The following is a 25368-nucleotide window of genomic DNA, read 5'->3' on the forward strand; positions in this document are numbered from 1 at the left end:
CCCACGCAAGCGGGCCGCCTTTGCGAAGGCGCGGGTTCTAGCACAAGAGCCCCGAAAAGCGCGCAATTTTTGAGGCTCCAATATGCGTCTGTCGACCAAGGGACGATACGCCGTGATGGCGATGGCCGATCTGGCCAAGAACGGACGCGGCGAGAGCGGCGAAATCCGGGCAGTTTCGCTGGCCGAGATCGCCGCGCGCCAGGAGATTTCGCTGAGCTATCTGGAGCAGTTATTCGCCCGGTTGCGCAAGAGTGAGCTGGTCAAGAGCGTGCGTGGACCCGGTGGCGGCTATCGCCTGGCCAAGGCTGCGCACGAGACGGTGGTGGCCGAGATCGTGCTGGCGGTGGACGAGCCGATCCGCGCGACGCGCTGTGTGGCGCACGGGTCGCCCAAGGGCTGCATGCTGGCCGGCGAACGCTGCATTACCCACAATCTGTGGGAAGACCTGGGCGACGAGATCCATCGCTATCTGGCCGGGGTGTCGCTGGAGGATGTGGTGATGAACCGCACGGGCCAGCGTCGCCGCAATGTCGAACATCCGCAAGCCGTCGGGGTGGCGGCATGAGCGGCGTCTATCTGGATTACAACGCCTCGGGTCTGGTGCGGCCGGAAGTGCAGGACGTCATGGCGCGCGCCCTGGCCGACAACGGCAATCCGTCGGCGGTCCATGCGGCCGGACGGCGGGCGCGGGCGCGGGTGGAGACGGCGCGGGCCCAGGTGAGCGATCTCGTTGGGGCTGATCCGACGGCGGTGGTGTTCAACAGCGGGGGGACCGAGGCCAACGCCCAGAGCATCGCCAGCGCCTTGGCGGCAGGATGCGAGCGGTTGATCGTGTCGGCGACCGAACATCCGTGCGTGGCCGAGACGGCGGCGAATGCGGGCGCGCCGGTCGAGGTGCTGCCGGTCGATGCGAACGGCGTGGTCGATCTGGATTGGCTGGCGCAGGCGTTGGCGCGGCCGGGTCGGGCCGTGGTCGCCATCCATCATGCGAACAACGAGAGCGGCGTGATCCAGCCCGTGGTCGAAGCCGCCGCTCTGGTGCGGGCGGCCGGTGGCTGGCTGCACGTGGATGCGATTCAGTCGGCGGGCAAGATCCCGGTCGATATGCGCGTTTTGGACGCGGACAGCCTGACCCTGTCGGCGCACAAGCTGGGCGGACCGCAGGGCGTCGGGGCGTTAATCCTCAAGGAAGGCGTGTCGGGCGTTCGCATCCTGCACGGGGCGGGACAGGAGCGGGGACTGCGCGCCGGGACTGAAAACGTGCCGGGCATCGCCGGGTTCGGCGTCGCCGCCGACAGCGCCGCGCGGGATTTGGAGACGATGCAGTCACACGTCGGCTGGCGCGACGCCGCTGAGGTCCGGGTGAAGACGGCCGGGGCGACCATCATCGGCGGGGAGGTGGCGCGTCTGCCCAACACCCTGTTCATGGCGGTCGAGGGCTGGGACAGTCCGCAGCAGTTGATCACCCTGGATTTGGCGGGCGTCATGGTGTCGGCGGGCTCGGCCTGTTCGTCGGGCAAGGTGAAGCCGTCCAAGACCATCAGCGCCATGGGGTTGAACAACCTGGCGACCGGGGGCGTGCGCGTTTCGGGCGGCTGGGGAACGATTGAAGGCGACTGGGTGCGGTTCGCCGACGCCTGGGTCGCCGCCTACAACAAGCATAAGACACGCGCCGCCGAGCGCGTGAGAGAGGTCGCCTGATGGCCGCCGTCAAGGAAACCATCGACGCCGTCGCCGCACTGGAAAAGTACGAGCACGGCTTCACCTCGGATATCGAGACGGAATATGCGCCGCGCGGCCTGAGCGCCGAGATCGTGCGCTTCATCTCCGAGAAGAAGGGCGAGCCGGAATGGATGCTGGAATGGCGCCTGGCCGCCTATGAGCGCTGGCTGGCGATGGAAGAGCCGACCTGGGCGGCGGTGAAATACGAGCCGGTCGATTACCAGTCGCTGTTCTACTATGCCGCGCCCAAGCAGAAGGAAGGGCCGAAGTCGCTGGACGAGGTCGATCCCGAGATCCTGGAAATCTACGAGAAGCTGGGCATCCCGCTGAAGGAGCAGGAAGTTCTGGCGGGGGTGCAGGGCGCGCCGCGCGTGGCCGTGGACGCCGTGTTCGACAGCGTGTCGGTGGTCACCACCTTCAAGGAGGAACTGGCCAAGGTCGGCGTGATTTTCATGCCGATTTCCGAGGCCTTGCGCGAATATCCTGAGTTGGTGCGGCAATATCTGGGGTCGGTGGTGCCGGTGTCGGACAACTATTTCGCGGCGCTGAACAGCGCGGTCTTTTCGGATGGTTCGTTCGTCTACATCCCGCCGGGCGTGCGCTGCCCGATGGAGCTGTCGACCTATTTCCGCATCAACGCCAGCCAGACGGGCCAGTTCGAACGCACCCTGATCATCGCCGACAAGGGCAGCTATTGCTCATATCTGGAGGGCTGCACCGCGCCGATGCGCGACGAGAACCAGTTGCATGCGGCGGTGGTCGAGATCGTGGCGCTGGACGACGCCGAGGTGAAATATTCGACCGTCCAGAACTGGTACCCCGGCGACGCCGAGGGCAAGGGCGGCATCTACAACTTCGTCACCAAGCGCGCCGATTGTCGGGGTGATCGCTCGAAGGTGTCCTGGACCCAGGTCGAGACGGGTTCGGCCGTGACGTGGAAATATCCGTCCTGCATCCTGAAGGGCGACGACAGCTCGGGCGAGTTCTATTCCATCGCCATCACCAACGGACATCAGCAGGCCGATACCGGCACCAAGATGATCCACCTGGGCAAGAACACCAAGTCGCGGATCATCGCCAAGGCGGTGTCGGCGGGCAAGTCGGACTCCACCTATCGCGGCCTGGTTTCGGTGCATCCGAAGGCGACGGGGGTGCGCAACTTCACCCAGTGCGACAGCCTGTTGATCGGCAAGGAGTGCGGCTCGCACACCATCCCCTACATCGAGGCCCGCAACGGCTCGGCCCAGCTGGAGCACGAGGCGACGACGACGCGGTTGAGTGACGACCAGATGTTCTACGCCCAGCAGCGCGGACTGTCGCAGGAGGAGGCGGTGGCCCTGCTGGTCAACGGCTTCGTCCGCGACGTCATGCAGAAGCTGCCGATGGAGTTCGCCGTCGAGGCGCAGAAGCTGGTGGCGATCAGTCTTGAGGGGAGCGTGGGGTGAGCGAAATCATGGAAACGATTTCTGTCCCTCTGGAAGCCGATGCCGCCGATCGCCTCAAGCGAGCGGCTGCGGAAATCGGCATGCCTTTGGCCGAGTTCATCGCTTCGGCTGCTGAGCAGTTCGTGACCGATATCGAGAACGCGAGCCCTGCGCTTTCGGCTGATCAAAAGGCGTCCATCGAGCGGGGTCTGCAGGACGTCGCAGCGGGGCGGACATTCAGCCACGATGACGTCTTCACCGAGCTTAAAGCTCGCTTCAAGCGGTGAGGCAGGTCCGATGGTCGAAAGAAGCGCGCGATGCGCAGCGGGACTGGCTGGATCATCTGGAAGGGATCGATCCGCGTCTGACCGACCGCGCATTGGCGGAAAACGAAGCCTTGTCGTTACGCGCCGGTGCAGGCCCCTTTCGCTTTCGACCGTCGCGATGGCGCGGTCTGCGCGAAGCAAGCCTTGTCCGATGGCGCAAGATCATCGTGTTTCAAGTGCTCGGTGACGAAGTGCTTATCATTTCATTCTATGACGCCCGCCAGGATTTGACCGGCGTTCAACCTGTTCCCGAGTCCAACTGATGCTCTCCATCTCCAACCTCCACGTCTCCGTCGGCGAAAAGCCGATCCTCAAGGGCCTGACGCTCGACGTTCCCGCTGGCGAGGTGCACGCGATCATGGGGCCGAACGGGGCCGGGAAGTCGACGCTGGGATACGCCCTGTCGGGGCGGCCGGGCTATGAGGCGACCGAAGGCGCTGTCGAATGGGCGGGCGAGGACCTGCTGGCGCTGGATCCGGCCGAACGGGCGGCCAAGGGCGTCTTCCTGTCGTTCCAGTATCCGATCGAAATCCCCGGCGTGCCGGCCCTGACCTTCGTGCGCACTGCGTTGAACGCCCAGAAGCGCGCGCGGGGCGAGGAGGAGGTGGCGGCGCCGGCCTTCCTGAAGCTGGTCCGCGAAGCGTCCAAGGCGTTGAAGATGGACTTCGACATGCTGAAGCGGCCGCTGAACGTCGGCTTCTCCGGCGGTGAGAAGAAGCGGATGGAGATCCTGCAGATGGCGCTGCTGGAGCCGTCGTTGCTGATCCTGGACGAGACCGACTCCGGCCTCGACATCGACGCCCTGCGGATCGTGTCGGAGGGGGTGAACGCCCTGCGCCGACCCGACCGGGCCATGCTGGTGATCACCCACTATCAGCGCCTGCTCGACTACATCAAACCGGATCGGGTCCATGTGCTGGCCGGCGGGCGGATCGTGGCCTCGGGCGGGCCGGAGCTGGCGCATCAGTTGGAGGCGGAAGGGTACGACAAGTATCTTCTGGAACCGGCATGAGCGCGGCTTTCGCCATTGATCTGACCGACGCCGAAACCTTTCCGTCGCGACGGACGGAAGCGTGGAAATACAGCGACCTGAAGCGCTGGCTTCGCGCGGCGCCGGAGCCTTCGGGCACGGCGGCGGTCGGGCCGCCAGGGCCGTTCTACGATCTGGGCGGAGAGGCGATCGTCTTCGCCAATGGGCGCGCCGTGGGCGTGACCGATTTCATCGCCTCGGGCGAGCAGACGTTGCGGCTGCGCTATATCTCCGACGCGGTCGGGACGGGCCACACGGCTGGGGCGCGGGTCTCGGCGCGCGCGGGCGCCAAGTTGCTGCTGCTGGAGACGCACGAGGGTGCGGGTTCGGCCTATGTGGCGCACAATACGCTGGAGCTGGACGTGGCGGCCGGGGCCGAGGTGACGCGCGTCGTCCTGGTCGAGGAGCCGGAGGACGCCATCTCCATCGCTGAGGCCCATGTGAAGGTCGAGGCGGGCGGGGTGTATCGCCAGACCATCGTTACGACCGGCGCCAAGCTGCAGCGGATCGAGACGCGCATTACGCATTACGCCCAGGGCGCCCAGGTCCAGGCCGACGGCCTCTATCTGCTGAACGGATCGCGCCATACCGATCTGACCAGCGTGGTGCGCCACGTCGAGCATGACGGCGCGACCAGCCAGTTGATCAAGGGCGTGGCCCGCGACACCGCGCGCGGCGTCTTCCAGGGCAAGATCGTGGTCGAGCGCGGCGCCGACGGCACCGATGCGCGGATGGGGCACCATGCCCTGATCGCCAGCGAGCGGGCCGAGATCGACGCCAAGCCGGAGCTGATCATCTATGCCGACGACGTGCAGTGCGCGCACGGCAATACGGTGGGGACGCTGGACGAAAGCGCCCTGTTCTACATGCAGCAGCGCGGCATTCCGGCCGACGAGGCCCGCGCCCTGCTGACCCAGGCCTTCCTGATCGAGGTCATCGACCGGATCGAACATGAAGGCGCGAGAGAGGTGGCGAGGGAATGGCTGACGGCCAGACTTTGAAAACCAAGGTTGTGAACACCTTCGATCCCTACGCCGTGCGGGCGCAGTTCCCGATCCTGTCGCGACAGGTGAATGGCAAGCCGCTGGTCTATCTGGACAATGCGGCTTCGGCCCAGAAGCCGCGTGCGGTGATCGACGCCCTGACAGCGACGATGGAGGGCGGTTACGCCAACGTCCACCGCGGCCTGCACACCCTGTCGAACGAGGCGACCGAGGCCTTCGAGAAGGCGAGAGAGATCGTCGCCCGCTTCCTGAACGCCGAGAGTCCTGAGCAGGTGGTCTGGACCAAGGGTGGCACCGAGGCGATCAATCTGGTGGCCAATGGGCTGGGGCTGAGCATCGAGCCGGGCGACGAGATCATCGTCTCGGAGATGGAGCACCATTCCAACATCGTCCCGTGGCATCTGCTGCGCGAACGGCGCGGGGCGGTGATCAAGTGGATCCCGGTGCTGGACGACGGGTCGCTGGACATGGCGGCCTATGCCGACCTGCTGGGGCCCAAGACGCGGATGGTCGCGGTCACCCATATGTCGAACGTGCTGGGGACCATCAATCCGGTCGCCGAGATCACGCGTCTGGCCCATGCCGCCGGGGCTCAAGTGCTGATCGACGGGTGTCAGGGCGCGGTTCATGCGACGCCGGACGTGCAGGCCATCGGCTGCGACTTCTATGTTCTGACCGGTCATAAGCTGTTCGCCCCGACCGGTATCGGCGCCCTGTACGGCAAGGCCGAGGCGCTGGAGGCCCTGCCGCCCTATCAGGGCGGGGGCGAGATGATCGAGACGGTCGAGCGGGACCGCGTGACCTATGCCAAGCCGCCGCACCGGTTCGAGGCGGGCACGCCTCCGATCCTGGAGGCCATTGGCCTGGGTGTGGCGCTGGGATGGCTGGCGCAATACGACCGGGCGGCGGTGCAGGCGCACGAGCACGCCCTGTATCAACGGGCCGTGGATCGGTTGGACGGTGAAGGCTGGCTGCGGATCCTGGGCCAGGCGCATGGCAAGGGCGCGATCCTGACCTTCGCCGTCGAGGGCGCGCATGCCCATGACGTGGCCCAGATCATGGATCGTTACGGCGTCGCCGTACGGGCGGGTCTGCACTGCGCCGAGCCGCTGGCGAAAAGAATGGGCGTGACGTCGAGCACCCGCGCCTCCTTCGCCCTATATAACACCGTGGAGGATGCCGACGCCTTCGTGGATGCGCTGATCAAGGCGCGGAACTTCTTCGTGTAAGCCGATGACAGATCAACCTATTCAAGACAGCGATGCCTTCAAGGACGCCTGGGATGAACCCCAGAAGAGCGCCTTGTCGCAGGCCGAGCTGGACACGCTGACCGATCAACTGATCGAGGCGTTGAAGTCGGTCTATGACCCGGAAATCCCGGTCGACATCTATGAGCTGGGCCTGATCTATCGCGTGGATGTCAACGACGACCGCGACGTGGTGGTGGATATGACCCTGACGGCGCCGGGCTGTCCGGTCGCCGGCGAGATGCCGGGCTGGGTCGAGACCGCCGTCGAAAAGGTCGATGGCGTGCGCAGCGCCAAGGCCAATCTGGTGTTCGACCCGCCTTGGGACAGTTCCAAGATGAGCGACGAGGCCAAGCTTGCCCTGAACATGTTCTGATGACCGATCTTCAAACCACATCCCGTCCCCGCCGCCCGCGACCCAAGGCCGTCACCCTGACTGACGCCGCCGCCGAGCGCGTGCGCGAGATCCTGGACAATGCCGAGAACGACCACATCGGTCTGAGGATCGGGGTCAAGAACGGCGGCTGTGCGGGGCAGGAATACACCTTCGCCTATGCCGACAGCGTCGGGCCGCTGGACGAGGTGGTCGAGGACAAGGGCGTCACCATCCTGATTGAGCCCAAGGCCGTGCTGTTTCTGATCGGCACCGAGATCGACTATGAGACGACACGTCTGGCGTCCAAGTTCGTGTTCAACAATCCGAACCAGACCGACGCCTGCGGGTGCGGCGAGAGCGTCACCATCGTGCCGGTCGCCGCCGACTGACATGGCGTACGACGCCGACTTCGGCGAATGGGTGCGGGAGCATTTCCATGCGCTCGGCCGGCTGGAAATCAAGCGGATGTTCGGCGGGGCGGGGGTCTATGCGTCCGGCGTCATGTTCGCACTGCTGGATGACGGCATCGTTTGGCTGAAGGGCTACGAAGCGCTGGGGGAGGCGTTCGTGGAGGCCGGCTCGCGTCAGTTCACCTATCCGACCAAGGACGGGCGGACGATGAGCATGGGCTATTGGACCCTTCCGGAGACGGCGTTGGACGATCCCGACGAAGCGGTCGCCTGGGCGCGGCGGTCGCTGGAGGTGGCGGTGAAGAAGGCGGCAGGGAAGAAGCCGAGCAAGAGGTAGCTCGTCTCCTCCCCATGAAATGGGGAGGGGACCGCGTAGCGGTGGAGGGGCTCTTGAAGTCCCACAAATGCCTGCGATGCGGTGCAGAACCCCTCCTCCGTCACGGCGCTGAAGAAGCGCCGCGCCATCTCCCCGCGAAGCGGGGAGGAGACAGGTTGGTTCTATTTCGGCGCTTCGACCAGCACGGCCGGCGTGACCGGCTGGCCTGTCGCCTGTGCGACCAGTTCGGCGGTGCGGGTCTCGATGACGGCTTCCAGGCGGGCCAGGAACTCTTCTTTCGTCAGGCCGACGGGGATGGGGTCGAGGAACTCCAGCGTCGCTACGCCCGCGTGCTTTTCATATTTTTCCTCGGGCCAGAAGACGCCGAGATTGGTGGCCAGCGGCACGACGGGCACGTCGAAGTCGCGGTACATGTGCCAGACGCCGGAACGGTATTTGAACTTCTGGCCGGCCGGCGCGAGATGGCCCTCGGGATAGATCAAGATCTTGCGGTTCTCTGCGCGGGCCTCGGCGGCCCGCATGGCCAGGGCCTTGCGGGCTTCATGGCCGCCGCAGCTGTTGACGACGATGGCGCCCAGCTTCTTCAGCACGCCGCCCAGCAGGGGAAACTTCTCCAGATGGTCGCCGGTGACGAAGGCGATGTCGTCGAACTGGTCGTAGGTGGCGAAGCCGTCGCCCCAGCTCTGGTGCTTCGAGGCGATGATGAAGGCGCCCTCGGGCAGTCGGTCCTTGCCGCGCACGTCCAGCCGGATGCCGGCGAAGATCGCCATGGCCTGGACCATGCGCTTCACATAGCGGCGTATGACCCAGCTGGCGGGACCACGGCCGGGCGCGAGCGCCGCAAAGGCCGCCGTCAGCCCATAGCTGATCGACAGGATCCAGTAGGCGACATTGAAGGCGAAGCTGCGCATCGGGCGACTATGGCAGAAAGCTTGGCCTTGTCAGGCTCTAAGCCGCCTTTTCCAGCGCGGCCGCGGCGGTGACGCAGTTTCGACCGGCGCGCTTGGATTCGTAGAGGGCGGCATCGGCGCGCTCCAGCAGGCTGGCGGCGGTTTCGCCCCGCTGACGCTGAGCGAAGCCGGACGAAAGTGTTACGGAGCCAAGGTCGTCATTGGTCGAGCGCCGACGCAGGGCGCGTGAGGCCACGTCGTTGCGTATGCTTTCCAGCGCCGCCATGACGACGCCCGCGCCCTCGCCGGGGAAGATGATCGCGAACTCCTCGCCGCCGAACCGCGCGGCGAATCGGGTCTTGCCGCAGATGTTGGACAGGACGGTGGAGACATAGCGCAGCACCTGATCGCCGGTCTGGTGGCCCCAAGTGTCGTTGAACCGCTTGAAGTGGTCGATGTCGAGGATGGCCAGGCTGAGCGGCGATCCGTCGTCCTCGGCGCAGGCGGCCTCCAGCCGTTCGTCGAACGCCTTGCGGTTGGCCAGGTTGGTCAGGGCGTCCGTCATGGCGTCACGGCGCACCTGTTCCAGGTTCTCGCGCAGACGGATGACTTCCTTGTTGGACTTCTCCAGGCGTTTTTCCAGGATCGCGGTCTCGCGGCGCACGCGGTTGGTCGCAGTCGACAGGCCGCCGACCAGATCCTTCAGCGAGGACGGATCCTCGACGGTTTCCATGGAGTGGGAGGCGTCGGCGAGGGTCTCGCCATAGTCGGCCTGGGTCTTGTGGGCCATGGCGATGGCGCTGGCGACGCTGGCCAGTTCGCGGTCGAGGACGGCGCCGACGTCGCGGATCTGATCCGGCAGACGCCCGCGCGGCAGGAACTCGGCGGCCAGCATCTCCGACGTCTTGTCGGTGATGACCGTGGACTGTGCGAGAAGGCGGCGGATTTCCTGGGCCAGAGCGCCGTCAGGATCGTTGAGATAATGCAGCCAGAGTTCGAAGTTCAAGGGCGTCGGCCAGACGCCCGCCTTTTCCATTTCGGCGATGACATCACGCGCCAGGGCGTAGGCTTGTGGACCCCGGAGCGACGTCTCGACCTGATTGGACATTCTTCTTCCCCTTGGCTCCTGTTCTGGAGCCATCTCGGGGCGGACACTAAGGAATGTTCCGTAATGCAGGGTAAACGGCGCGGGGTTTCACCGCGCCGTTATGTGCAAAATTCAGGCGCGCACGACGACCGGACGGCGCAGGAAGGCCGGGATGTCGTCGCCGAAGCCGCGCACGCCCTGACGCTGCGTGTCGTCCTTGGCGGCCTTGCGGTCGCCGCGACGGTCGGATTGCAGCAGGTGAGGCTCGCGGTCCGCGCGGTCGGGACGCTCTGCACGGTCTGGGCGCGGCGCGCGGGGCGTCTCGACCGCTTCGACCGTCTCGACGGCTTCGACCACGACCGGGGCAGGGGCGGCCACTTCTACTGCGGCGGCCTCCGGGCGGGCCTTGCGACGGCTGCGGCTGCGGGGCGCTTCGGTTTCCTGAGCTGGAGCCTGAGCGGGCTGGGGTGCAGCGACGGCGGCGACTTCGCTTGGCTCGGCGGCGGGGGCATTGCTGCTGCGCGACCGGCTGCGGCTGCGTTCGCCAGTGCGTTCGCGCCCGCCGGAGCGTTTGTCGTCGCGGGCGGGGCCGTCCTTGATGGCGGCGAAATCGATGCCGTCCAGAACCAGCTCCTGCGGGTCCATCTTGATCAGCTTCAGCACCTTATCCAACGACTTGTCGTCGGCCGGGGTCACGATCATGAAGGCCTGACCCAGCTTGCCCGCGCGGCCGGTGCGGCCGATGCGGTGTACATAGTCGTCGGCGTGGTGCGAGACGTCGTAGTTGAAGACGTGGCTGACGTCCGGGATGTCCAGACCGCGTGCCGCGACATCGGAGGCCACCAAGATCTTTAGCGCGCCCGAACGGAAGTCCGCCAGGGTCTTGGTGCGTTGCGACTGGTCCAGATCGCCGTGGATCGGCGCGGCGTCGAAGCCGTGCTGCTTCAGCGACTTGGCGACGATGTCGACTTCGGATTTGCGGTTGCAGAAGACGATGCCGTTGCGCACGTCCTCACGGCCGACCAGCGCGCGCAGGGCGGTGCGCTTGGCCTTGGGGTCCGAGGTGGGGATGCGGACGACATATTGGGTGATGGTGTCGGCGGTCATCGCCGGACGCGAGGCCTCGATCCGGGTCGGATCCTTGAGGAAGGCGGCCGTCAGGCGCGTGATCTCGGGCGGCATGGTGGCCGAGAAGAACAGGGTCTGGCGACGCGGCGGCGTCAGTTTGAAGATCTTCTCGATGTCGGGGATGAAGCCCATGTCGAGCATGCGGTCGGCTTCGTCCACGACCATGATCTCGACGCCGTTCAGCATCATCTTGCCGCGTTCGAACAGGTCCAGCAGGCGGCCCGGCGTAGCGATCAGGACGTCCACGCCCTTGTTGAGCGCCGCCACCTGGTCGCCCATGGAGACGCCGCCGATCAGCAGCACCCAGGTCAGCTTGGTGCCCTTGGCGTATTTGGCGAAGCTTTCCGCGACCTGGTCGGCCAGTTCGCGGGTCGGGGCCAGGACGATGGCGCGCGGCATCCGGGCGCGGGCGCGGCCGGTCGACAGGCGGTCGACCAGCGGCAGGGTGAAGGCGGCCGTCTTGCCGGTGCCGGTCTGGGCGATGCCCAGCACGTCGCGGCCGGCGAGGGCGACGGGGATCGCCTGTTCCTGAATGGGGGTGGCGGTCGTGTAGCCGGTGTCGGCGACGGCCTTAAGAGTCGTGGGCGAAAGGCCCAGTTGGGAAAATTCGGTCATGAATCCTTGGGAGAGAAAGCGTCTGCGTGCGTAACAGCAACGGAACCGCCCCTCTTTGGGCGAGCGGGCGGCGCGGATCGCAGACCTGTCCCGAGGCTGGGGGGCATATAGAAGCCCCTGCGCCAAAGTCAAGTATTCACGATATGTCGTCCGAACAGCGGTGCGGAATAAATTCCCATGGCCAAGCTGGAACTCCGCTTGACTCGTCGCGGGGTGGAGGAGGCATATAAGTGAACAAAAGGAGAACGATTGTGCGGCCCGCCCGCGATATAGAAGCCTTGCGCGAACGCCTGAAAGCGATGGAGACGGACGGCTGTCCGACCGACGACGCACGCTTCGATCTGGGGCACGCAGAGGCGGATCGGCATCTGGGCGGGCTGGCGATCCACGCCCTGCACGAGATCTATGCCGCGACGACGCCGGATGCGACGGCGGCCCTGGGGTTCGCGCTTGGGCTGGTGCAGCGAGCGGCGGGGGATCGCCCTGTGGTTTGGGGCGTCCAGGCCATGGCGGGACTGGAGACGGGTCAGATCCATGGGCCGGGCCTGCGTGAACTTGGGCTGGATCCCGGGCGGATCGTGTTGGTGCGGGTCAAGGAGACGAAGGATCTGCTGGCGGCGGGCGAGGAAGCCTTGTCGTGCGGCGCTGTGGGGGCGGTGCTGCTGACGGCCTGGGGCGAGAGCAAGGTGCTGAGCCTGACCGCCACGCGGCGTCTGTCGATGGCGGCGGGGCAGGGACGGGCGACGGCGATCCTGATCCGGCTGGCGGCTCAGCCCCAGCCGAGTGCGGCCGAGACCCGGTGGCGGGTCAGGGGGGCGTTGTCACGGGCGCTGGAGGCGGAGGCGCCCGGTCATCCGACCTATGCGGTCGAACTGTTGCGGCATCGGCTGGGCGCGCAGCCGAACGCCTGGATCATGGAGTGGGATCGTGAGCGCGGAGTTTTCGAGCAAGGCGGGCGGAATGCCGAACATCAACAGTCGCAACGACCGGCGCTACCTGGCGGTCTGGTTTCCCCTGCTGCCGACGGATCGGCTGCGGCGCGAGGAGGGGCGGTCCGACGCTACGGCTGAGCCGGAGACCGTGCTGGTCGAGAAGGTGAAGGGGGCGCTGCGTCTGGCGGCCGCGAATGCGTCGGCGTTGGCGCTGGGTCTGTCGCCAGGCATGACCCTGGCCGACGCGCGGGCGCGGGCGCCGGACATCCGGGTGGTCACGCACCGGCCAGAGGCGGATGCGGCCCTGTTGAAGCGGGTGCTGCTGGATTTCGGCCGGTTCACCCCGATGGCGGCGACCGACGGGCCGGACGGGCTGTCGCTGGACGTGACGGGCTGCGCGCATCTGTTCGGGGGCGAAGACGGGCTGGTCCGGGCGGTCGCGGCGCGGGCGGGCGGTGTGGGGCTGGCGGTGCGTCTCGCCATGGCCGGCACGCCCGAGGCGGCGCGCGCCCTGGCCCGGTTCGGGCGCGGCGGAATCCACGAGGGCGATGGGCAGAGCCAGGCCTTACGCCGCCTGCCGGTCGCGGCGCTGGAGCTGTCGGACAAGGAGACCCAGGCCTTGTCGCGCGCGGGGCTCAAGACCCTGGCGCATCTGGCCGACCGCCCCACCGCCCCGATCGCCGCCCGGTTCGGCGCGGCGGCGGCGACGCGACTGAACCGGGTGCTGGGGCGCGAGGATGCGCGGATACGGCCCGAACGGCCGGTGCCGCTGATTTCGGTCGATCGCATCCTGGTCGAACCGATCACCGAGACGTCCGATGTCGAGGCGGTGATCGACGACCTGCTGATTGAGGTCATGGACCGGCTGGACCTGAGAGGGCAGGGCGGCCGGGCTTTTCAAGCCGGCTTCTTCCGCCTGGACGGCGAGGTGCGCCACATCACCGTGCGTACCGGCCGGCCTACGCGCGATGCGGCGGCCGTACTGCGCCTGTTCCGCGAACGACTGGCCAGTCTGGCGCGGCCGCTGGACCCTGGATTCGGCTTTGACCAATTGCGCCTGTCCGTGCCGGTCGCAGACCGCCTGGCCTCCCAGCAGCGGGGCTTTGAGCGGACTCCGCCGGGCGCCGAAGACCTGGGCCGGCTGGTCGATCGCCTGACCGCACGCCTGGGGCCAGAGGCGGTCAGCCGGTTCCAGCCGGTGGCGTCACACCGGCCGGAACGCGCGGTTCGCCTCATACCTGCAGCTTTGGCGCCCGCCGCCGTTGCGCCCGGCGAAGACGGCGAATGGCCCGATCCCGATCCCGCCGATCCTCCTCTGCGTCCCCTGCAGATGTTCGACCCGCCGCAACTCGTTCTGGCCACAGCCGAGGTGCCCGACCACCCGCCGAACCGCTTCATCTGGCGGCGGGTGGATCACCGCCTGGTCCGGGTCGAAGGCCCCGAACGCATCGCCCCGGAATGGTGGCGCACCCTGAAACGCCCGCTGGAGCCGACGCGCGACTATTACCGGGTCGAAGACCAGGAGGGCCGTCGTTTCTGGCTGTTCCGCTCCGGCTTCTATGGCGAAGAGCCGGCCCCGCGCTGGTTCGTGCACGGGGTGTTCGCATGACCGCCTATGCCGAGCTGGCGACACGCAGCAACTTCTCCTTCCTGGAAGGGGCGTCGCATCCGAAGGAACTGGTTATGGCGGCGATCCTTCGTGGCCACACGGGACTGGGGCTGGCGGATCGCAATACGCTGGGCGGCGTGGTGCGGGCTTGGAGCGCACTGAAGGAGTTGAGGGAAGAAGGTCTCTCGCCACCCGAGAAGGTGCGAGAGGGCGGCGGTCCTGGCGAGATCGGCTGGATCGAGGATCCGATGAACGATCCAGCCTTGCAGGACTTGGTCAAACGGCGCGCCCAAACCTTCAAGCTGATCCTGGGCGCGCGCCTTCGGTTCAACGACGGTACACCCGATATTCTGGCCTATCCCGAAGATCGACAAGGCTGGGCGCGGCTGTGCCGCTTGCTGACGCTGGGCAACAGCCGGGCGAAGAAAGGGCGGTGCGAAATCGGCCTGCGAGACCTGTGCGTCGCACCGGAGGGGCTGCTGCTGATCGTCATGCCGCCGCCCTCTCTGGAGGGTTTGGGGGCGGTGCTGGAGCGCGTGAACGATGCGGCGGCGGGCGCGGTCTGGCTAGCGGCGTCCATGTTGCGGGCGGGTGACGACCGGCGACGGCTGGCGCGATTGAAGGTGCTGAGCGCACGGACAAGGACGCCGTTGTTGGCGGTCAACGACGTCCTCTATCACGACGGTGGACAGCGAGACCTGCAGGACGTGCTGACCTGTATCCGCGAGGGAACGACGCTTGAGACGGCGGGGCGGCGGCTGGATCAGAACGCCGAACGCCATCTGAAGCCTTCGACGGAAATGGCGCGACTGTTCGGCGATGCGCCCGAGGCGGTGGCGGAGACGCAGGATTTCCTGACGCGGGTGTCGTTCGACCTGGGAGATATTCGCTACAACTATCCGGAAGAACCGATCCCTCCGGGTTGGGAACCCCAGGGGTGGTTGGAGCATCTGATCGAGAGAAACCTTGACCAGAAATATCCGCAGGGCACGCCACGGAAGGTGCAAGACGACCTCGCCAAGGAACTCGCCTACATCGGCGAGCGGAAGCTGGCACCTTATTTCCTGACCATCCACGACATCGTTCAGGTGTCCAGAAACAAGGGAATCCTATGTCAAGGACGGGGGTCGGCGGCGAATTCCGCAGTTTGTTATGTACTGGGCATCACCTCGGTCGATCCGGAACAGCACGACCTGCTGTTCGAACGCTTCCTGTCGGCCGACCGTAACGAGCCCCCGGACATCGACGTCGATTTCGAACACGCCCGGCGTGAAGAAATCATCCAGCACATTTACGAACGCTACGGCCGTCATCGTGCGGGTATAGCGGCGACGGTCATCCGTTATCGGCCGAGAAGCGCCATTCGCGAGGTGGGCAAGGTGCTGGGTCTGACCGAGGACGTGACAGCGCGTCTGGCGAGCAGTCAGTGGGGCAGTTTCGGCAGCGACATGACCGAGCGTCATGTGACCCAGGCAGGGCTGGAAATCTCCAATCCCCAAATCGAACGCGCCGTGGCGATGACCCGACGCTTGCTGGGATTCCCGCGTCATCTGTCACAGCATGTCGGGGGGTTCGTGCTGACGCAGGACCGATTGGACGAGGTGGTTCCCATCGGCAATGCAGCCATGCCCGACCGCACCTTCATCGAATGGGACAAGGATGACATCGACGCGCTCGGGCTTATGAAGGTCGATGTGCTGGCGTTGGGGATGCTGACCTGCATCGCCAAGGCGTTCGACCTGATGCGGCATCATGAGTTGGAAGACCTGCAGCTGGATACCGTCCCGAACAAGGACGCGGCGGTCTATGAGATGCTTCAGAAGGGCGAATCCATCGGCGTCTTCCAAGTCGAGAGCCGGGCGCAAATCAACATGCTGCCGAGGTTGAAACCCGAGACATTCTACGATCTGGCAATTCAGGTGGCGATCGTCAGGCCTGGGCCGATCCAGGGCGACATGGTGCATCCCTATCTGCGTCGGCGCCAGAAACTAGAGCTACCGGACTACGCCAAACCTGGTCCTTCGCACGACCCGGACGAGTTGAAGAAGGTGCTCGAAAAGACCTTGGGCGTGCCGTTGTTTCAGGAGCAAGCGATGAAGGTCGCCATGGTGGCGGCGGAGTTTTCACCCAGCGAGGCCAATCGGCTGCGCAAAGCCATGGGAACCTTCCGGGGTGACGGAACCCTGTGGCAGTTTGAAGAGCGGATGGTCGGTCGAATGATCGCGCGCGGCTATGACCCCGCCTTCGCCCAGCGCTGTTTCGAGCAGATCAAGGGCTTCGGTTCCTATGGCTTTCCAGAGAGCCACGCCGTCTCATTCGCCAAGCTGGTCTACATCTCCTCCTGGATCAAATGCCATCATCCGGCTGTGTTCGCCTGCGCGCTGCTGAACAGTCAGCCGATGGGGTTCTATGCGCCGGCGCAGCTGGTGCGAGATGCGCAGGAGAGCCCGCAGAAGGTCGAGGTGCGGGCGATCGATGTGAACCACAGCGTCTGGGACAATACGCTGGAGCCGGGCGAGCGCGGGCTGGCGCTGCGACTGGGTCTGCGTCAGATCGACGGGTTCAGGCAAGATTGGGCGACGACCCTGGCCGAGGCACGGGATGCGCCCTTCGTTGATGTCGAGGAGATGGCGCGGCGGACGGGGCTGGAGGCGGCGGCGATGCGCAAGCTGGCGGATGCGGATGCGTTTCGGTCGATCGGGCTGGACCGGCGCGAGGGGCTGTGGGCGGTCAGGCGGTTGCCGGATGATGAGCCATTACCGCTGTTTCAAGCCGCGCGGGCGCGGGAGCTGGGCGTCGAGGCGGCGGCGAACCTGCCGTTGATGCCGCTGAAGGAGCATATCGCCACCGACTATCAGACGACGCGACTGTCGCTGAAGGGGCATCCGATGGGGATGTTGCGGTCGGTGTTCCGGGCGGAGGGGGTGCTGAGCGCAGCCGAGGTCATGGCCCAGAAGCACGGGCGGCTGGTGCGCACGGCCGGGGTGGTGCTGGTTCGTCAGCGGCCGGGCACGGGCAACGCCATCTTCGTGACGATGGAGGACGAAACCGGGGTCGTGAACGCCCTGTTGTGGGCGCGGCTGTTCGAGACCTTCCGGCGCGAGGTCATGGCCGCGCGGCTGATGGAGGTCGAGGGCACGGTCGAGAAGAGCGTCGAGGGCGTGCTGCACATCATGGTGCGCAAGGTGGTGGATCGTTCGGCCGAACTGAGCCGGTTGTCCGAGGATTATGACCTGCAGGTCGAGCTGTCGCGGGCGGATGCGGTGAAATATCCGCAAGGGCCGCGCAGCCCGACCGGCCGGCATCCGCGCGACGTCCGCATTCTGCCGGGGTCGCGCGATTTTCACTGAGGCAGCCTCAAACGAAAATCGCCGGACGGGCGAACCGTCCGGCGATCTGCAAGATCAGACGCGTGGTGCGATCAGCGCTTGCCGAAGATGATGTCGCCCAGCTTGGCGAAGAAGCCCTTTTCCTCGGGCTTGGCGGCGACGGGTGCGGCCGCAGGCTTGGGGGCTTCGACAGGCTTGGGAGCCGGAGCTGCGGCCGCAGGCGCGGCCACCGGCTTGGGCGCGGCGACCGGTTCTGCGGGCTTGGGCGCTGCGACGGCGGCGGGTTTGGCGACCGGAGCGGCCTTGGGCGTTGCAGCCGGTTTCGGGGCAGCCTTGGGCGCGGCGGCTTTAGGCGCCGCTTTGGGCGCGGCGGCCTTGGGGGCGACCGGAGACTTGACGGCCGGTGCGGCCTTCGGCTTGGCGGCGGCCTTCGGGGCTACGGCTTTCGCGGCGGCGGGCTTGGGAGTTGCAGCCTTGGGCGCAGCGACCTTTGCAGCAGCGGGCTTGGGCGCTGCGGCAGGCTTGACGGCGGCCTTGGGCGCAGCGGTTTTCGCGGCGGCGGGCTTCACGGCGCTCGACTTCGGCGCGGCTTTAGGCTTGGAAGCGGCGGTCGCCGGCTTTGGCGATGCTGGTTTAGACGTAGACGTTGACTTGGCCATGTATTCCCCGACCCCTCGGTTTGATAAAAACGCGGCGGCGACGGGCAGACAACGCCGGATCGCTACGATTCGCCATATTACCGGTGTTTGAGAAATGTCCGAGTCCGCTCTTCAGATAATCGCTCGCGGTCCCCGCGCCGCCGCAGAGGCCGCCGCAGAGGCCATCGACGCCGATCCCCGGCTGGAAGGCGCGACCTATTCCATTCTGGAAGAGGACGAGGACAAGGGCGTCTGGCGCATCGACGCCTTCCCCACGACCGACGACGAGGTCGAGGGGCTGAAGGCCGTGCTGGCCGATCATCCGGTCACGGTCCTGGTCGAGAAGCTGGCGGACGCCGATTGGCTGGCCATGTCGCTGTCGGGCTTGCCACCGGTCGAGGCCGGGCGCTTCTTCGTCTATGGCGCGCACGACCAGGGCAAGGTGCCCGAGGGTCGGGTGACGCTGAAGATCGACGCGGGCGCCGCCTTCGGCACCGGGCACCACGGCACGACGGTCGGTTGCCTGGAGGCGTTCGACACCCTGCTGAAGACCGAAACCTTCGAGAAAGTGCTGGACGTCGGTTGCGGCACGGGTGTGCTGGCCATCGCGGCGGCCAAGACGGGCACGCCCATCGCCGTCGGCACCGACATCGACGAGCCATCGGCGCGGATCGCCAACGAGAACGCAGAGATCAACGACGCCAAGTGCGACTTCTATTTCGCCGACGGCCTGAGCGATCCGCGTATCGCCCAGCACCTGCCGTACGATCTGGTGTTCGCCAACATCCTGGCCGCGCCCCTGGTCGAGCTGGCGCCCGAGATCGGCGCGGCGCTGAAGACGGGCGGGGTCGCCATCCTGTCGGGCCTGCTGCGCACGCAGGAAGAGCGGGTGCTGGAGGCCTATCTGCCGTTGGGCTTCGTGGTCGAACAGACCATCCATCACGACGCGTGGAGCGCGCTGCAACTGCGCAAGGGCTGAGAGACAGAGACGATCATGCGCCAGACCTTCGACGAAACGACCGATCCGTCCTTCGGGGCCAAGCACCTGCCGCTGTTGCGCGCCGAGATGGCCAAGCACGGGCTGGATGGCTTTCTGATCCCGCACGAAGACGAGCATCAGAACGAGTATCTGCCGGACGCCAACGAGCGGCTGGCCTGGGCCACAGGCTTCACCGGTTCGGCCGGTGCGGCGGTGGTGTTCCAGGATCGGGCCAGCATGTTCACCGACGGCCGCTACACGGTTCAGGTGAAGGCCCAGACCGATCCGGCCCTGTTCGAGCGGCGCGACCTGACGGAGGTCGCCGCCTATCTGGAAACGGCGGCGAAGGGTGCGGTGATCGGTTATGATCCGCGCCTGCACAGCCCCGACGCCCTGGTCGCCTTCAAGGCGGCGGCGCAGAAGGCGGGGGCGGCGCTGAAGCCCGTGGACGTCAATCCGCTGGACCTGGCCTGGAGCGCCGATCGCCCGGCCCAGCCGACGGCGCCGGTCGTTCCGCACGAGGATGTCTACTCCGGCGAGAGCCATGCGTCCAAGCGGGCGCGGATCGGCAAAGCCGTGGCCGAGGCCGGCGCCGACGCCGTGGTGCTGACGGCGCCGATGTCGATCGCCTGGCTGTTCAATGTGCGCGGCGGAGACGTGATCCGTTCGCCCCTCCCGATCGGTCAGGCCATCCTGGCGGCGGACGGCAAGGCGCGGCTGTTCCTGGACCCGGCCAAGGTGACGAACGCGCTGCCGGGCTGGCTGGGCGATGACGTGCGGATCAAGGCGACGGAGCAGTTGGCGGACGCGCTGGACGGATTGGCGGGGCAGAGGGTCATGATCGATCCGTCGCTGTCGTCGGCCTGGTATTTCGACCGGCTGGAAGCGGCGGGCGCGACGGTGGTGCGGGCGATGGACCCCTGCGCCATTCCTCGCGCCGCCAAGAATGCGGTCGAGATCGAAGGCAGCCGCCAAGCGCATATTCGCGACGGGGCGGCGCTGAGCCGGTTCCTGCACTGGGTCGATACGGTGGTTCAGGAGACCCTGCCAAACGAGCGCGAGGTGGTCGAGGCGCTGGAGCGGTTCCGCGAGGAAACCGGGGCGCTGAAGGACCTTAGCTTCGACACCATCGCCGGGGCCGGGCCGAATGGCGCCTTGCCGCATTACAAGCCGGTCGGCGCCACGATCCGCAATGTCGAGAAGGGGTCGCTGCTGCTGGTGGACGGCGGGGGGCAGTATCTGGACGGCACGACCGACGTGACCCGCACCATGGCGGTGGGCGAGCCGACGGCGGACCAGCGCCACAAGTTCACCCTGGTGCTGAAGGCGCACATCGCCATGGCGACGATCCGCTTCCCGGCGGGGACCAGCGGGATGGCGCTGGACGCCATCGCGCGGGCGCCGATGTGGGCGGCGGGGCTGGATTACGATCACGGCACCGGCCATGGCGTCGGCTCCTATCTGGGGGTCCACGAGGGGCCGCAGCGGATCGCCAAATGGGGCACGGCCCAGCCGCTGCTGGAGGGGATGATCCTGTCCAACGAGCCGGGCTATTACCGCGAGGGTCACTGGGGCATCCGGATCGAGACCCTGCAGGTGGTGACGCCGGCCGTGGTTCCCGAGGGCGGCGAGCGGCCGATGCACGGGTTCGAACAGCTGACGTTCGCGCCCATCGACCGCAAGCTGATCGCCGTCGATCTGCTGACGCCGGACGAGCGCGACTATGTGGACGCCTATCACGCCGAGACCCTGGCCAAGGTCGGGCCGCTGGTGGATGGCGAGGTGCGGGCCTGGCTCGAAGGGGCGTGCGCGCCGCTTTAAACCTCCGCTTCTGCTGACGGTTTGGGTTCTTCGGTCGGACAGTGGCGAATCTGGGTGACGGGGCAGGGCAGGTCGGCGAGCGCCGCCTTTGTCGCCTCGTAGCCCGTGGCGACGGGACCGTCGTAGGTCTTCCAGTCGCGGATGTCGGTGCTGTCGAGCCGGGGTAGGATCAGCACATCGGCGTCCGCGCGCGACTGCTTCATCTCGGTGTCGGTGGTGATGGTGGCCGACCGCATCAGGATCGAGACGATGGGCGGGCCGGCCTTCCAGGCGCCCGACAGGATCCATTTCCACCAGGACGGCGGGTTCTCCAGCGACTGCGGATCGACGCCGCGGGTCTGGGACATGTCCACGCCGACGATGGGGCCGCTGTTCAGTTGGCGCATCACGCTGGTGGGGAAGTTCTTCAGCACGGCGCCGTCCACCAGCACCTGGCCGTCGATCACCACGGGCGGCAGGACGCCGGGAATGGCGATGGAGGCGCGCATGGCGCGGCGCATCAGGCCGGTGCGGTGCGCCTCGATCCGGCCCGAGGTCAGGTTGGACGAGACGGCGAAGAAGGGCAGGGCCAGGTCCGCCAGATCGATGTCGCCATAGGCCCGTTCCAGCAGACCGGCGACCTTGCGGGCGCGGGACATGGCGATGATCGGCACCGCCAGGTCCGACAGCGGGTCGGAATCGACGAAGGCGCGGCGGATTTCGAAGTCCAGCCGTTCATAGCTCCAGCCCAGGGCGGGCCCGGCGGCGACGACCGCGCCCATGGACGATCCGCCGGCGAAGTCGATGGGGACCTTGGCCTCTTCCAGCGCCTTGATCGCGCCGATGTGGCAATAGGCCCGTGCGCCGCCGCCCGACAGGACCAGGCCGACGGCCGTACCGGTGACGACGCGCGCGATCCGCTCGGCGTCACTGGCCACCCCTTCGACGCAATGGAACCAGCGATCGGGCTGAAGCGCCTCCAGCCAGATGCGTGTGTTGGCGGGTTGGTGCATGCGTGGATCGCGCAGCAGGATCAGGTCGGTCAGCCGACGCCCGTCGCCGAAGCCCATGCGGCGCGGCAGGGCGGCGGGCGGCGCCAGAAGGCCGCTGCCGACGATGAACATCCGGTCGACCTGGCGGGCGCACAGATTGGCCCAGGCGGGTTGATCCTGTTCGGCGACATAGAGGACGTAATCGTGGTCGCCCTCGACGCGGCTGAACCATTCGGCGGCCGAGGTCAGGGCCGACTGGTCGATGACCTGACAGGTGAAGCCCATGGCCTGGATGGCGGCGCCGATGCGCTCGACGAAGGCGCGGATCGGGCGTGGGCGGGCCGAGACGAAGCCGAAGACGCTGGGTTCCGACGCGCCGGCGGTGCGCTCTCGGGCGCGGTGGATCATCAGCCGCGACAGTTCGACCATCAGGTCCGGCTCTGTGCGGGCGGCCTCGAAGAAGGCTTCGCGCGGCAGGGCCAGGATCTCGCTGTCCCTCAGGGCGACGACGGTGGCGGTGTGGGGGGTGCCGGCCAGCATGGCCATTTCGCCCACCGGCTCGCCGGTCTTGACCACGCCCAGCATGTGCGGCGGCTGATCCGCGTCCAGTCGGAAGACGCCCAGACGGCCCGAACGGACCAGATACAGGGTGTCGGAGGGATCGCCTTCTGAGAACAGCGGCTCGCCGCCGGTCAGGGCGAACCAACTGGCCCGGTCGATCATCCGACCTTCGAAGATGCGCGCGAGCGATGCCGCCAGCGTGTCGGGACGAAGCGTGGCCATGATGGGGTTGTAGGCGAGATTCTGTGGCGGGTGAACGGGTGTTTGGGCGTGCGAGCGCGGCCTCGCGCCTTCGCTGCGAAGGTGTTGGAGGGCTGGGCGGAGCGCCGGGCCTTCGCCCGGAGTGGAGTTTGTGTTGTTACCGTTTCGACGAAGGGTTGACGCTCCGCGCGGTTGGTTGGCCTGCAAGCTCGGGGCGTCGAGCGGTGGCGGTCTTATCGCCTAACTCCATAAGCCTGCGACGGGTCGGCGGGGTCTGCGAAACCCCGTCCCGAGTGCGATCGAGTATCCTCCTCGACCCTCCGACACCGCTCCATGAGTCGCTGTCAGCGCGGGCCGTTCCAGACCCGCTCCCGTTCCATCCGCTCCCGCCGCCGCAAGGTCGCAGGCCAAGCGAGCCCTCCGGGCGACGGGACGGGTTTAGAATACGCGTGTTTCGGAGGGGGGATGGGAGAACGGGGACATAAATCGGTAAGCGGCTGAAAACGCTAAGAATGAACCAGCGGCATTGTGCGGGTTGGAGTGCGATTCACGCCTCTCTACACCCGTCATCCTCGGCCTTGTGCCGAGGACCCACCTGTCCGCCGCATGATCATGGAGCGGGGCGCACGAACTGTTGTGCGCCTTCTCTTCACGTTCGAGTCCGCCTTACCGTGGGTCCTCGGCACAAGGCCGAGGATGACGGACATTAAAAAAGAGGCGAGACGCCTGTGGGACTTCAAAAACCCCTCCACCACGCTACGCGCGGTCCCCCTCCCCACGCTGTGGGGAGGAGACGACGGCTTGCGCGTTGCCCGTAACCGCGTGGGCGGGTAGAGCGTTCGGCTTCTCCCGCCCAGCCGAAGTTTCAGACCATGCACGACATCAGAGCCATTCGCGAGAACCCCCAGGTTTACGTGGCGGGCTGGTCGTCGCGCGGGGTGGATGAGGCCGACGGGCTGGTGGCGGACATCCTGCGGCTGGATGGCGAGCTGCGTCACGCCCAGACGACGGGGCAGGACGCCCTGGCCAAGCGCAACGCGGCGTCCAAGCTGATCGGCGCCGCCATGGGCAAGAAGGACATGGCCGAGGCCGACCGGCTGAAGGCCGAGGTCGAGGCGCTGAAGGGCGACATCGCGGCGGCGGCCGAGATCGAGACCAAGGTCGGCGCTGAACTTCGCAAGAAGCTTTCCGAGTTGAAGAACCTGGCGGCCGAGGATGTGCCCGACGGCGAGGACGAGGCGGGCAACGTCGAGGTCTCGACCTGGGGCGAGCCGCGTCGCACCGGCCCGGCCAAGGACCACGCCGATCTGGGCGAGGCCGTGGGGATGCTGGACTTCGAGGCGGCGGCCAAGATGTCGGGCGCCCGGTTCGCGGTGCTGAAGGGCCAGCTGGCGCGGCTGGAACGGGCCGTGGGGCAGTTCATGCTGGACCTGCAGACGGATCAGCACGGCTATCTGGAAGTGAACCCGCCGCTGCTGGTGCGCGACGAGGCGATGTTCGGCACAGGGCAGTTGCCGAAGTTCGAGGAGGATTTGTTTAGCACAGGCTACGCTACCGACGATATCCTTCGAGCCATTGAAGAAGCAGTCGGCTTATACAACGATGAGGTAGCAACGCTTGTGACTGCAACAATGCAGTTGGAGGAAGCACAAGCGACTGCCCTCCATAACCTACGAGAGCCGTTCGTCCGTCTGCTGGCTCAGGAAGTAGTAACCGACACGAAACGTCGTTTCCTCATCCCCACCGCCGAAGTCTCCCTGACCAATCTCGTGCGCGAGACCATCCTGTCCGAGGACGACCTCGCCACGCCGATGCGGATGACGGCGCTGACGCCGTGCTTCCGGGCTGAGGCGGGGTCGGCGGGGCGGGATACGCGCGGGCTGATCCGTCAGCACCAGTTCTCCAAGGTCGAGATGGTGTCGATCGCGCGGCCGGAAGACAGCGACGCCGAGCACGAGCGAATGACGGCCTGCGCCGAGGCGGTGCTGAAGGCGCTGGAACTGCCGTTCCGGCGCATGCTGCTGTGCAAGGGCGACATGGGCTTTTCGGCGCAGAAGACGTTCGACCTGGAGGTCTGGCTGCCCAGCCAGGGGACCTATCGCGAGATCAGCAGCTGCTCGAATTGCGGGGACTTCCAGGCGCGGCGCATGGATGCGCGGTTCAAGCGGGCCGGGGAGAAGAAGACCGAGTTCGTCCATTCGCTGAACGGGTCGGGCTTGGCGGTCGGTCGGACGCTGGTGGCGATCATGGAGAACTATCAGGAGGAAGACGGGCGGATCGCCGTTCCCGCCGTCCTGCAACCCTATATGGGCGGTCTGACCCACGTCGGAGGAGTGTGATCATGAAGCGTTTCGCCATTGCGGCCTTGGGCGTCCTCGCCCTGTCGGCCTGCGCCACGGCCTCGACCTTGCCGGATCCTGATTTCGACGCGTCCGCGAACAGCTTCACCGGCTGGGTGCGGGTGTCGGGCGGGGAGTTCCAACTGTTCAAGGAACAACGCGACCTGCGTGAAAGCGCAGCACCTCTGCGGTGCGTCAGCGGGGCCCTGCCGCGCAACGCCCAAGAGGCGGCCGGGGACCTGAACGGAACCCAGGTCACCTTCACCGGACGAGCCGTCGCCTGGAGCGAGCGCGACGGCGTGCAGACGATGACGCACGAGGGCGCGCGCATCCAGAACCTGTGCCGCAACGACTATGTCATCAAGGCCCAGTCGGTCCGGGTGCTGCGCTAG

General features: G+C 66.7%; 23 protein-coding genes. 18 read left to right on the forward strand and 5 right to left on the reverse strand.

Going from position 1 to position 25368, the window contains the following annotated elements:
* Positions 1-82: 82 nt before the first annotated feature.
* The 11 genes from EGY25_RS13430 to EGY25_RS13480 are packed head-to-tail and all read left to right on the forward strand — an operon-like array spanning position 83 to position 7876.
* Positions 83-565, forward strand: coding sequence for an Rrf2 family transcriptional regulator (locus tag EGY25_RS13430; RefSeq protein ID WP_135195435.1), 483 nt, complete (start codon positions 83-85; stop codon positions 563-565).
* Complete coding sequence (locus EGY25_RS13435) at positions 562-1701, forward strand: cysteine desulfurase family protein (RefSeq protein ID WP_135195436.1); 1140 nt, start codon at positions 562-564, stop codon at positions 1699-1701. The genes EGY25_RS13430 and EGY25_RS13435 overlap by 4 nt, the downstream gene beginning before the upstream one ends.
* Entirely contained in the window at positions 1701-3167 is a 1467-nt protein-coding gene (sufB, locus tag EGY25_RS13440; protein ID WP_135195437.1) for a Fe-S cluster assembly protein SufB, read from the forward strand. Before EGY25_RS13435 ends, sufB begins: the two co-directional genes overlap by 1 nt.
* A complete protein-coding gene (locus tag EGY25_RS13445; RefSeq protein WP_135195438.1) occupies positions 3164-3433 on the forward strand; it encodes a hypothetical protein in 270 nt (89 codons plus the stop codon). Before sufB ends, EGY25_RS13445 begins: the two co-directional genes overlap by 4 nt.
* Positions 3430-3735, forward strand: a complete 306-nt coding sequence (locus EGY25_RS13450) for a hypothetical protein (RefSeq protein ID WP_135195439.1) — start codon at positions 3430-3432, stop codon at positions 3733-3735. The genes EGY25_RS13445 and EGY25_RS13450 overlap by 4 nt, the downstream gene beginning before the upstream one ends.
* On the forward strand, positions 3735-4484 hold the full coding sequence (gene sufC / locus EGY25_RS13455; RefSeq protein ID WP_135195440.1) for a Fe-S cluster assembly ATPase SufC: 750 nt from the start codon (positions 3735-3737) through the stop codon (positions 4482-4484). The genes EGY25_RS13450 and sufC overlap by 1 nt, the downstream gene beginning before the upstream one ends.
* The gene (gene sufD, locus EGY25_RS13460; RefSeq protein ID WP_135195441.1) at positions 4481-5503 is read left to right on the forward strand and encodes a Fe-S cluster assembly protein SufD; all 1023 of its coding nucleotides are present in this window, start codon (positions 4481-4483) and stop codon (positions 5501-5503) included. The genes sufC and sufD overlap by 4 nt, the downstream gene beginning before the upstream one ends.
* Complete coding sequence (locus EGY25_RS13465; RefSeq protein ID WP_135195442.1) at positions 5482-6735, forward strand: aminotransferase class V-fold PLP-dependent enzyme; 1254 nt, start codon at positions 5482-5484, stop codon at positions 6733-6735. The genes sufD and EGY25_RS13465 overlap by 22 nt, the downstream gene beginning before the upstream one ends.
* A 4-nt stretch (positions 6736-6739) precedes the next feature.
* Positions 6740-7129 (forward strand): SUF system Fe-S cluster assembly protein, encoded by a 390-nt coding sequence (locus tag EGY25_RS13470; protein ID WP_135195443.1) that lies wholly within the window; start codon positions 6740-6742, stop codon positions 7127-7129.
* Positions 7129-7518, forward strand: coding sequence for a HesB/IscA family protein (locus EGY25_RS13475; protein ID WP_135195444.1), 390 nt, complete (start codon positions 7129-7131; stop codon positions 7516-7518). The genes EGY25_RS13470 and EGY25_RS13475 overlap by 1 nt, the downstream gene beginning before the upstream one ends.
* Before the next feature lies 1 nt (position 7519).
* The gene (locus EGY25_RS13480; RefSeq protein WP_135195445.1) at positions 7520-7876 is read left to right on the forward strand and encodes a TfoX/Sxy family protein; all 357 of its coding nucleotides are present in this window, start codon (positions 7520-7522) and stop codon (positions 7874-7876) included.
* Between the two features lie 161 nt (positions 7877-8037).
* Here EGY25_RS13480 and EGY25_RS13485 read toward each other — a convergent pair whose 3' ends face one another.
* From EGY25_RS13485 to EGY25_RS13495, 3 genes are all read right to left on the reverse strand, one after another.
* Positions 8038-8787 (reverse strand): lysophospholipid acyltransferase family protein, encoded by a 750-nt coding sequence (locus EGY25_RS13485; RefSeq protein ID WP_135195446.1) that lies wholly within the window; start codon positions 8785-8787, stop codon positions 8038-8040.
* 37 nt (positions 8788-8824) lie between these two features.
* Positions 8825-9874 carry a GGDEF domain-containing protein gene (locus tag EGY25_RS13490; RefSeq protein WP_135195447.1) on the reverse strand — a complete coding sequence of 350 codons (1050 nt, stop codon included), beginning with the start codon at positions 9872-9874 and terminating at the stop codon, positions 8825-8827.
* Between the two features lie 111 nt (positions 9875-9985).
* Positions 9986-11596, reverse strand: coding sequence for a DEAD/DEAH box helicase (locus tag EGY25_RS13495; RefSeq protein WP_135195448.1), 1611 nt, complete (start codon positions 11594-11596; stop codon positions 9986-9988).
* A 251-nt stretch (positions 11597-11847) separates the two neighbouring features.
* Between EGY25_RS13495 and EGY25_RS13500 the strand changes: the two genes are divergently transcribed.
* The 3 genes from EGY25_RS13500 to EGY25_RS13510 are packed head-to-tail and all read left to right on the forward strand — an operon-like array spanning position 11848 to position 17487.
* Positions 11848-12666 carry an ImuA family protein gene (locus EGY25_RS13500; RefSeq protein ID WP_135195449.1) on the forward strand — a complete coding sequence of 273 codons (819 nt, stop codon included), beginning with the start codon at positions 11848-11850 and terminating at the stop codon, positions 12664-12666.
* On the forward strand, positions 12557-14137 hold the full coding sequence (locus EGY25_RS13505; RefSeq protein ID WP_135195450.1) for a Y-family DNA polymerase: 1581 nt from the start codon (positions 12557-12559) through the stop codon (positions 14135-14137). Before EGY25_RS13500 ends, EGY25_RS13505 begins: the two co-directional genes overlap by 110 nt.
* Entirely contained in the window at positions 14134-17487 is a 3354-nt protein-coding gene (locus tag EGY25_RS13510; protein WP_135195451.1) for an error-prone DNA polymerase, read from the forward strand. Before EGY25_RS13505 ends, EGY25_RS13510 begins: the two co-directional genes overlap by 4 nt.
* A 71-nt stretch (positions 17488-17558) precedes the next feature.
* On the opposite strand, the gene EGY25_RS13515 is transcribed toward EGY25_RS13510, so the two are convergent.
* On the reverse strand, positions 17559-18035 hold the full coding sequence (locus EGY25_RS13515) for a hypothetical protein (protein ID WP_135195452.1): 477 nt from the start codon (positions 18033-18035) through the stop codon (positions 17559-17561).
* 184 nt (positions 18036-18219) lie between these two features.
* Here EGY25_RS13515 and EGY25_RS13520 point away from each other — a divergent pair, with 184 nt between their 5' ends.
* Together EGY25_RS13520 and EGY25_RS13525 are read left to right on the forward strand one after the other, a co-directional pair.
* Positions 18220-19083 carry a 50S ribosomal protein L11 methyltransferase gene (locus EGY25_RS13520; protein WP_135195453.1) on the forward strand — a complete coding sequence of 288 codons (864 nt, stop codon included), beginning with the start codon at positions 18220-18222 and terminating at the stop codon, positions 19081-19083.
* 15 nt (positions 19084-19098) lie between these two features.
* Positions 19099-20904, forward strand: a complete 1806-nt coding sequence (locus tag EGY25_RS13525; RefSeq protein ID WP_135195454.1) for an aminopeptidase P family protein — start codon at positions 19099-19101, stop codon at positions 20902-20904.
* On the opposite strand, the gene EGY25_RS13530 is transcribed toward EGY25_RS13525, so the two are convergent.
* Positions 20901-22658, reverse strand: coding sequence for a patatin-like phospholipase family protein (locus tag EGY25_RS13530; RefSeq protein WP_135195455.1), 1758 nt, complete (start codon positions 22656-22658; stop codon positions 20901-20903). The genes EGY25_RS13525 and EGY25_RS13530 overlap by 4 nt on opposite strands.
* Before the next feature lie 851 nt (positions 22659-23509).
* Between EGY25_RS13530 and serS the strand changes: the two genes are divergently transcribed.
* Both serS and EGY25_RS13540 read left to right on the forward strand, forming a co-directional pair.
* Positions 23510-24976: a serine--tRNA ligase gene (serS, locus tag EGY25_RS13535; RefSeq protein WP_135195456.1), complete on the forward strand. Its 1467-nt coding sequence runs from the start codon at positions 23510-23512 to the stop codon at positions 24974-24976.
* A gap of 2 nt (positions 24977-24978) precedes the next feature.
* Entirely contained in the window at positions 24979-25368 is a 390-nt protein-coding gene (locus EGY25_RS13540; RefSeq protein WP_135195457.1) for a hypothetical protein, read from the forward strand.

The organism is Brevundimonas intermedia (genome assembly GCF_004614235.1).
Taxonomy (GTDB): Bacteria; Pseudomonadota; Alphaproteobacteria; order Caulobacterales; family Caulobacteraceae; genus Brevundimonas; species Brevundimonas intermedia_A.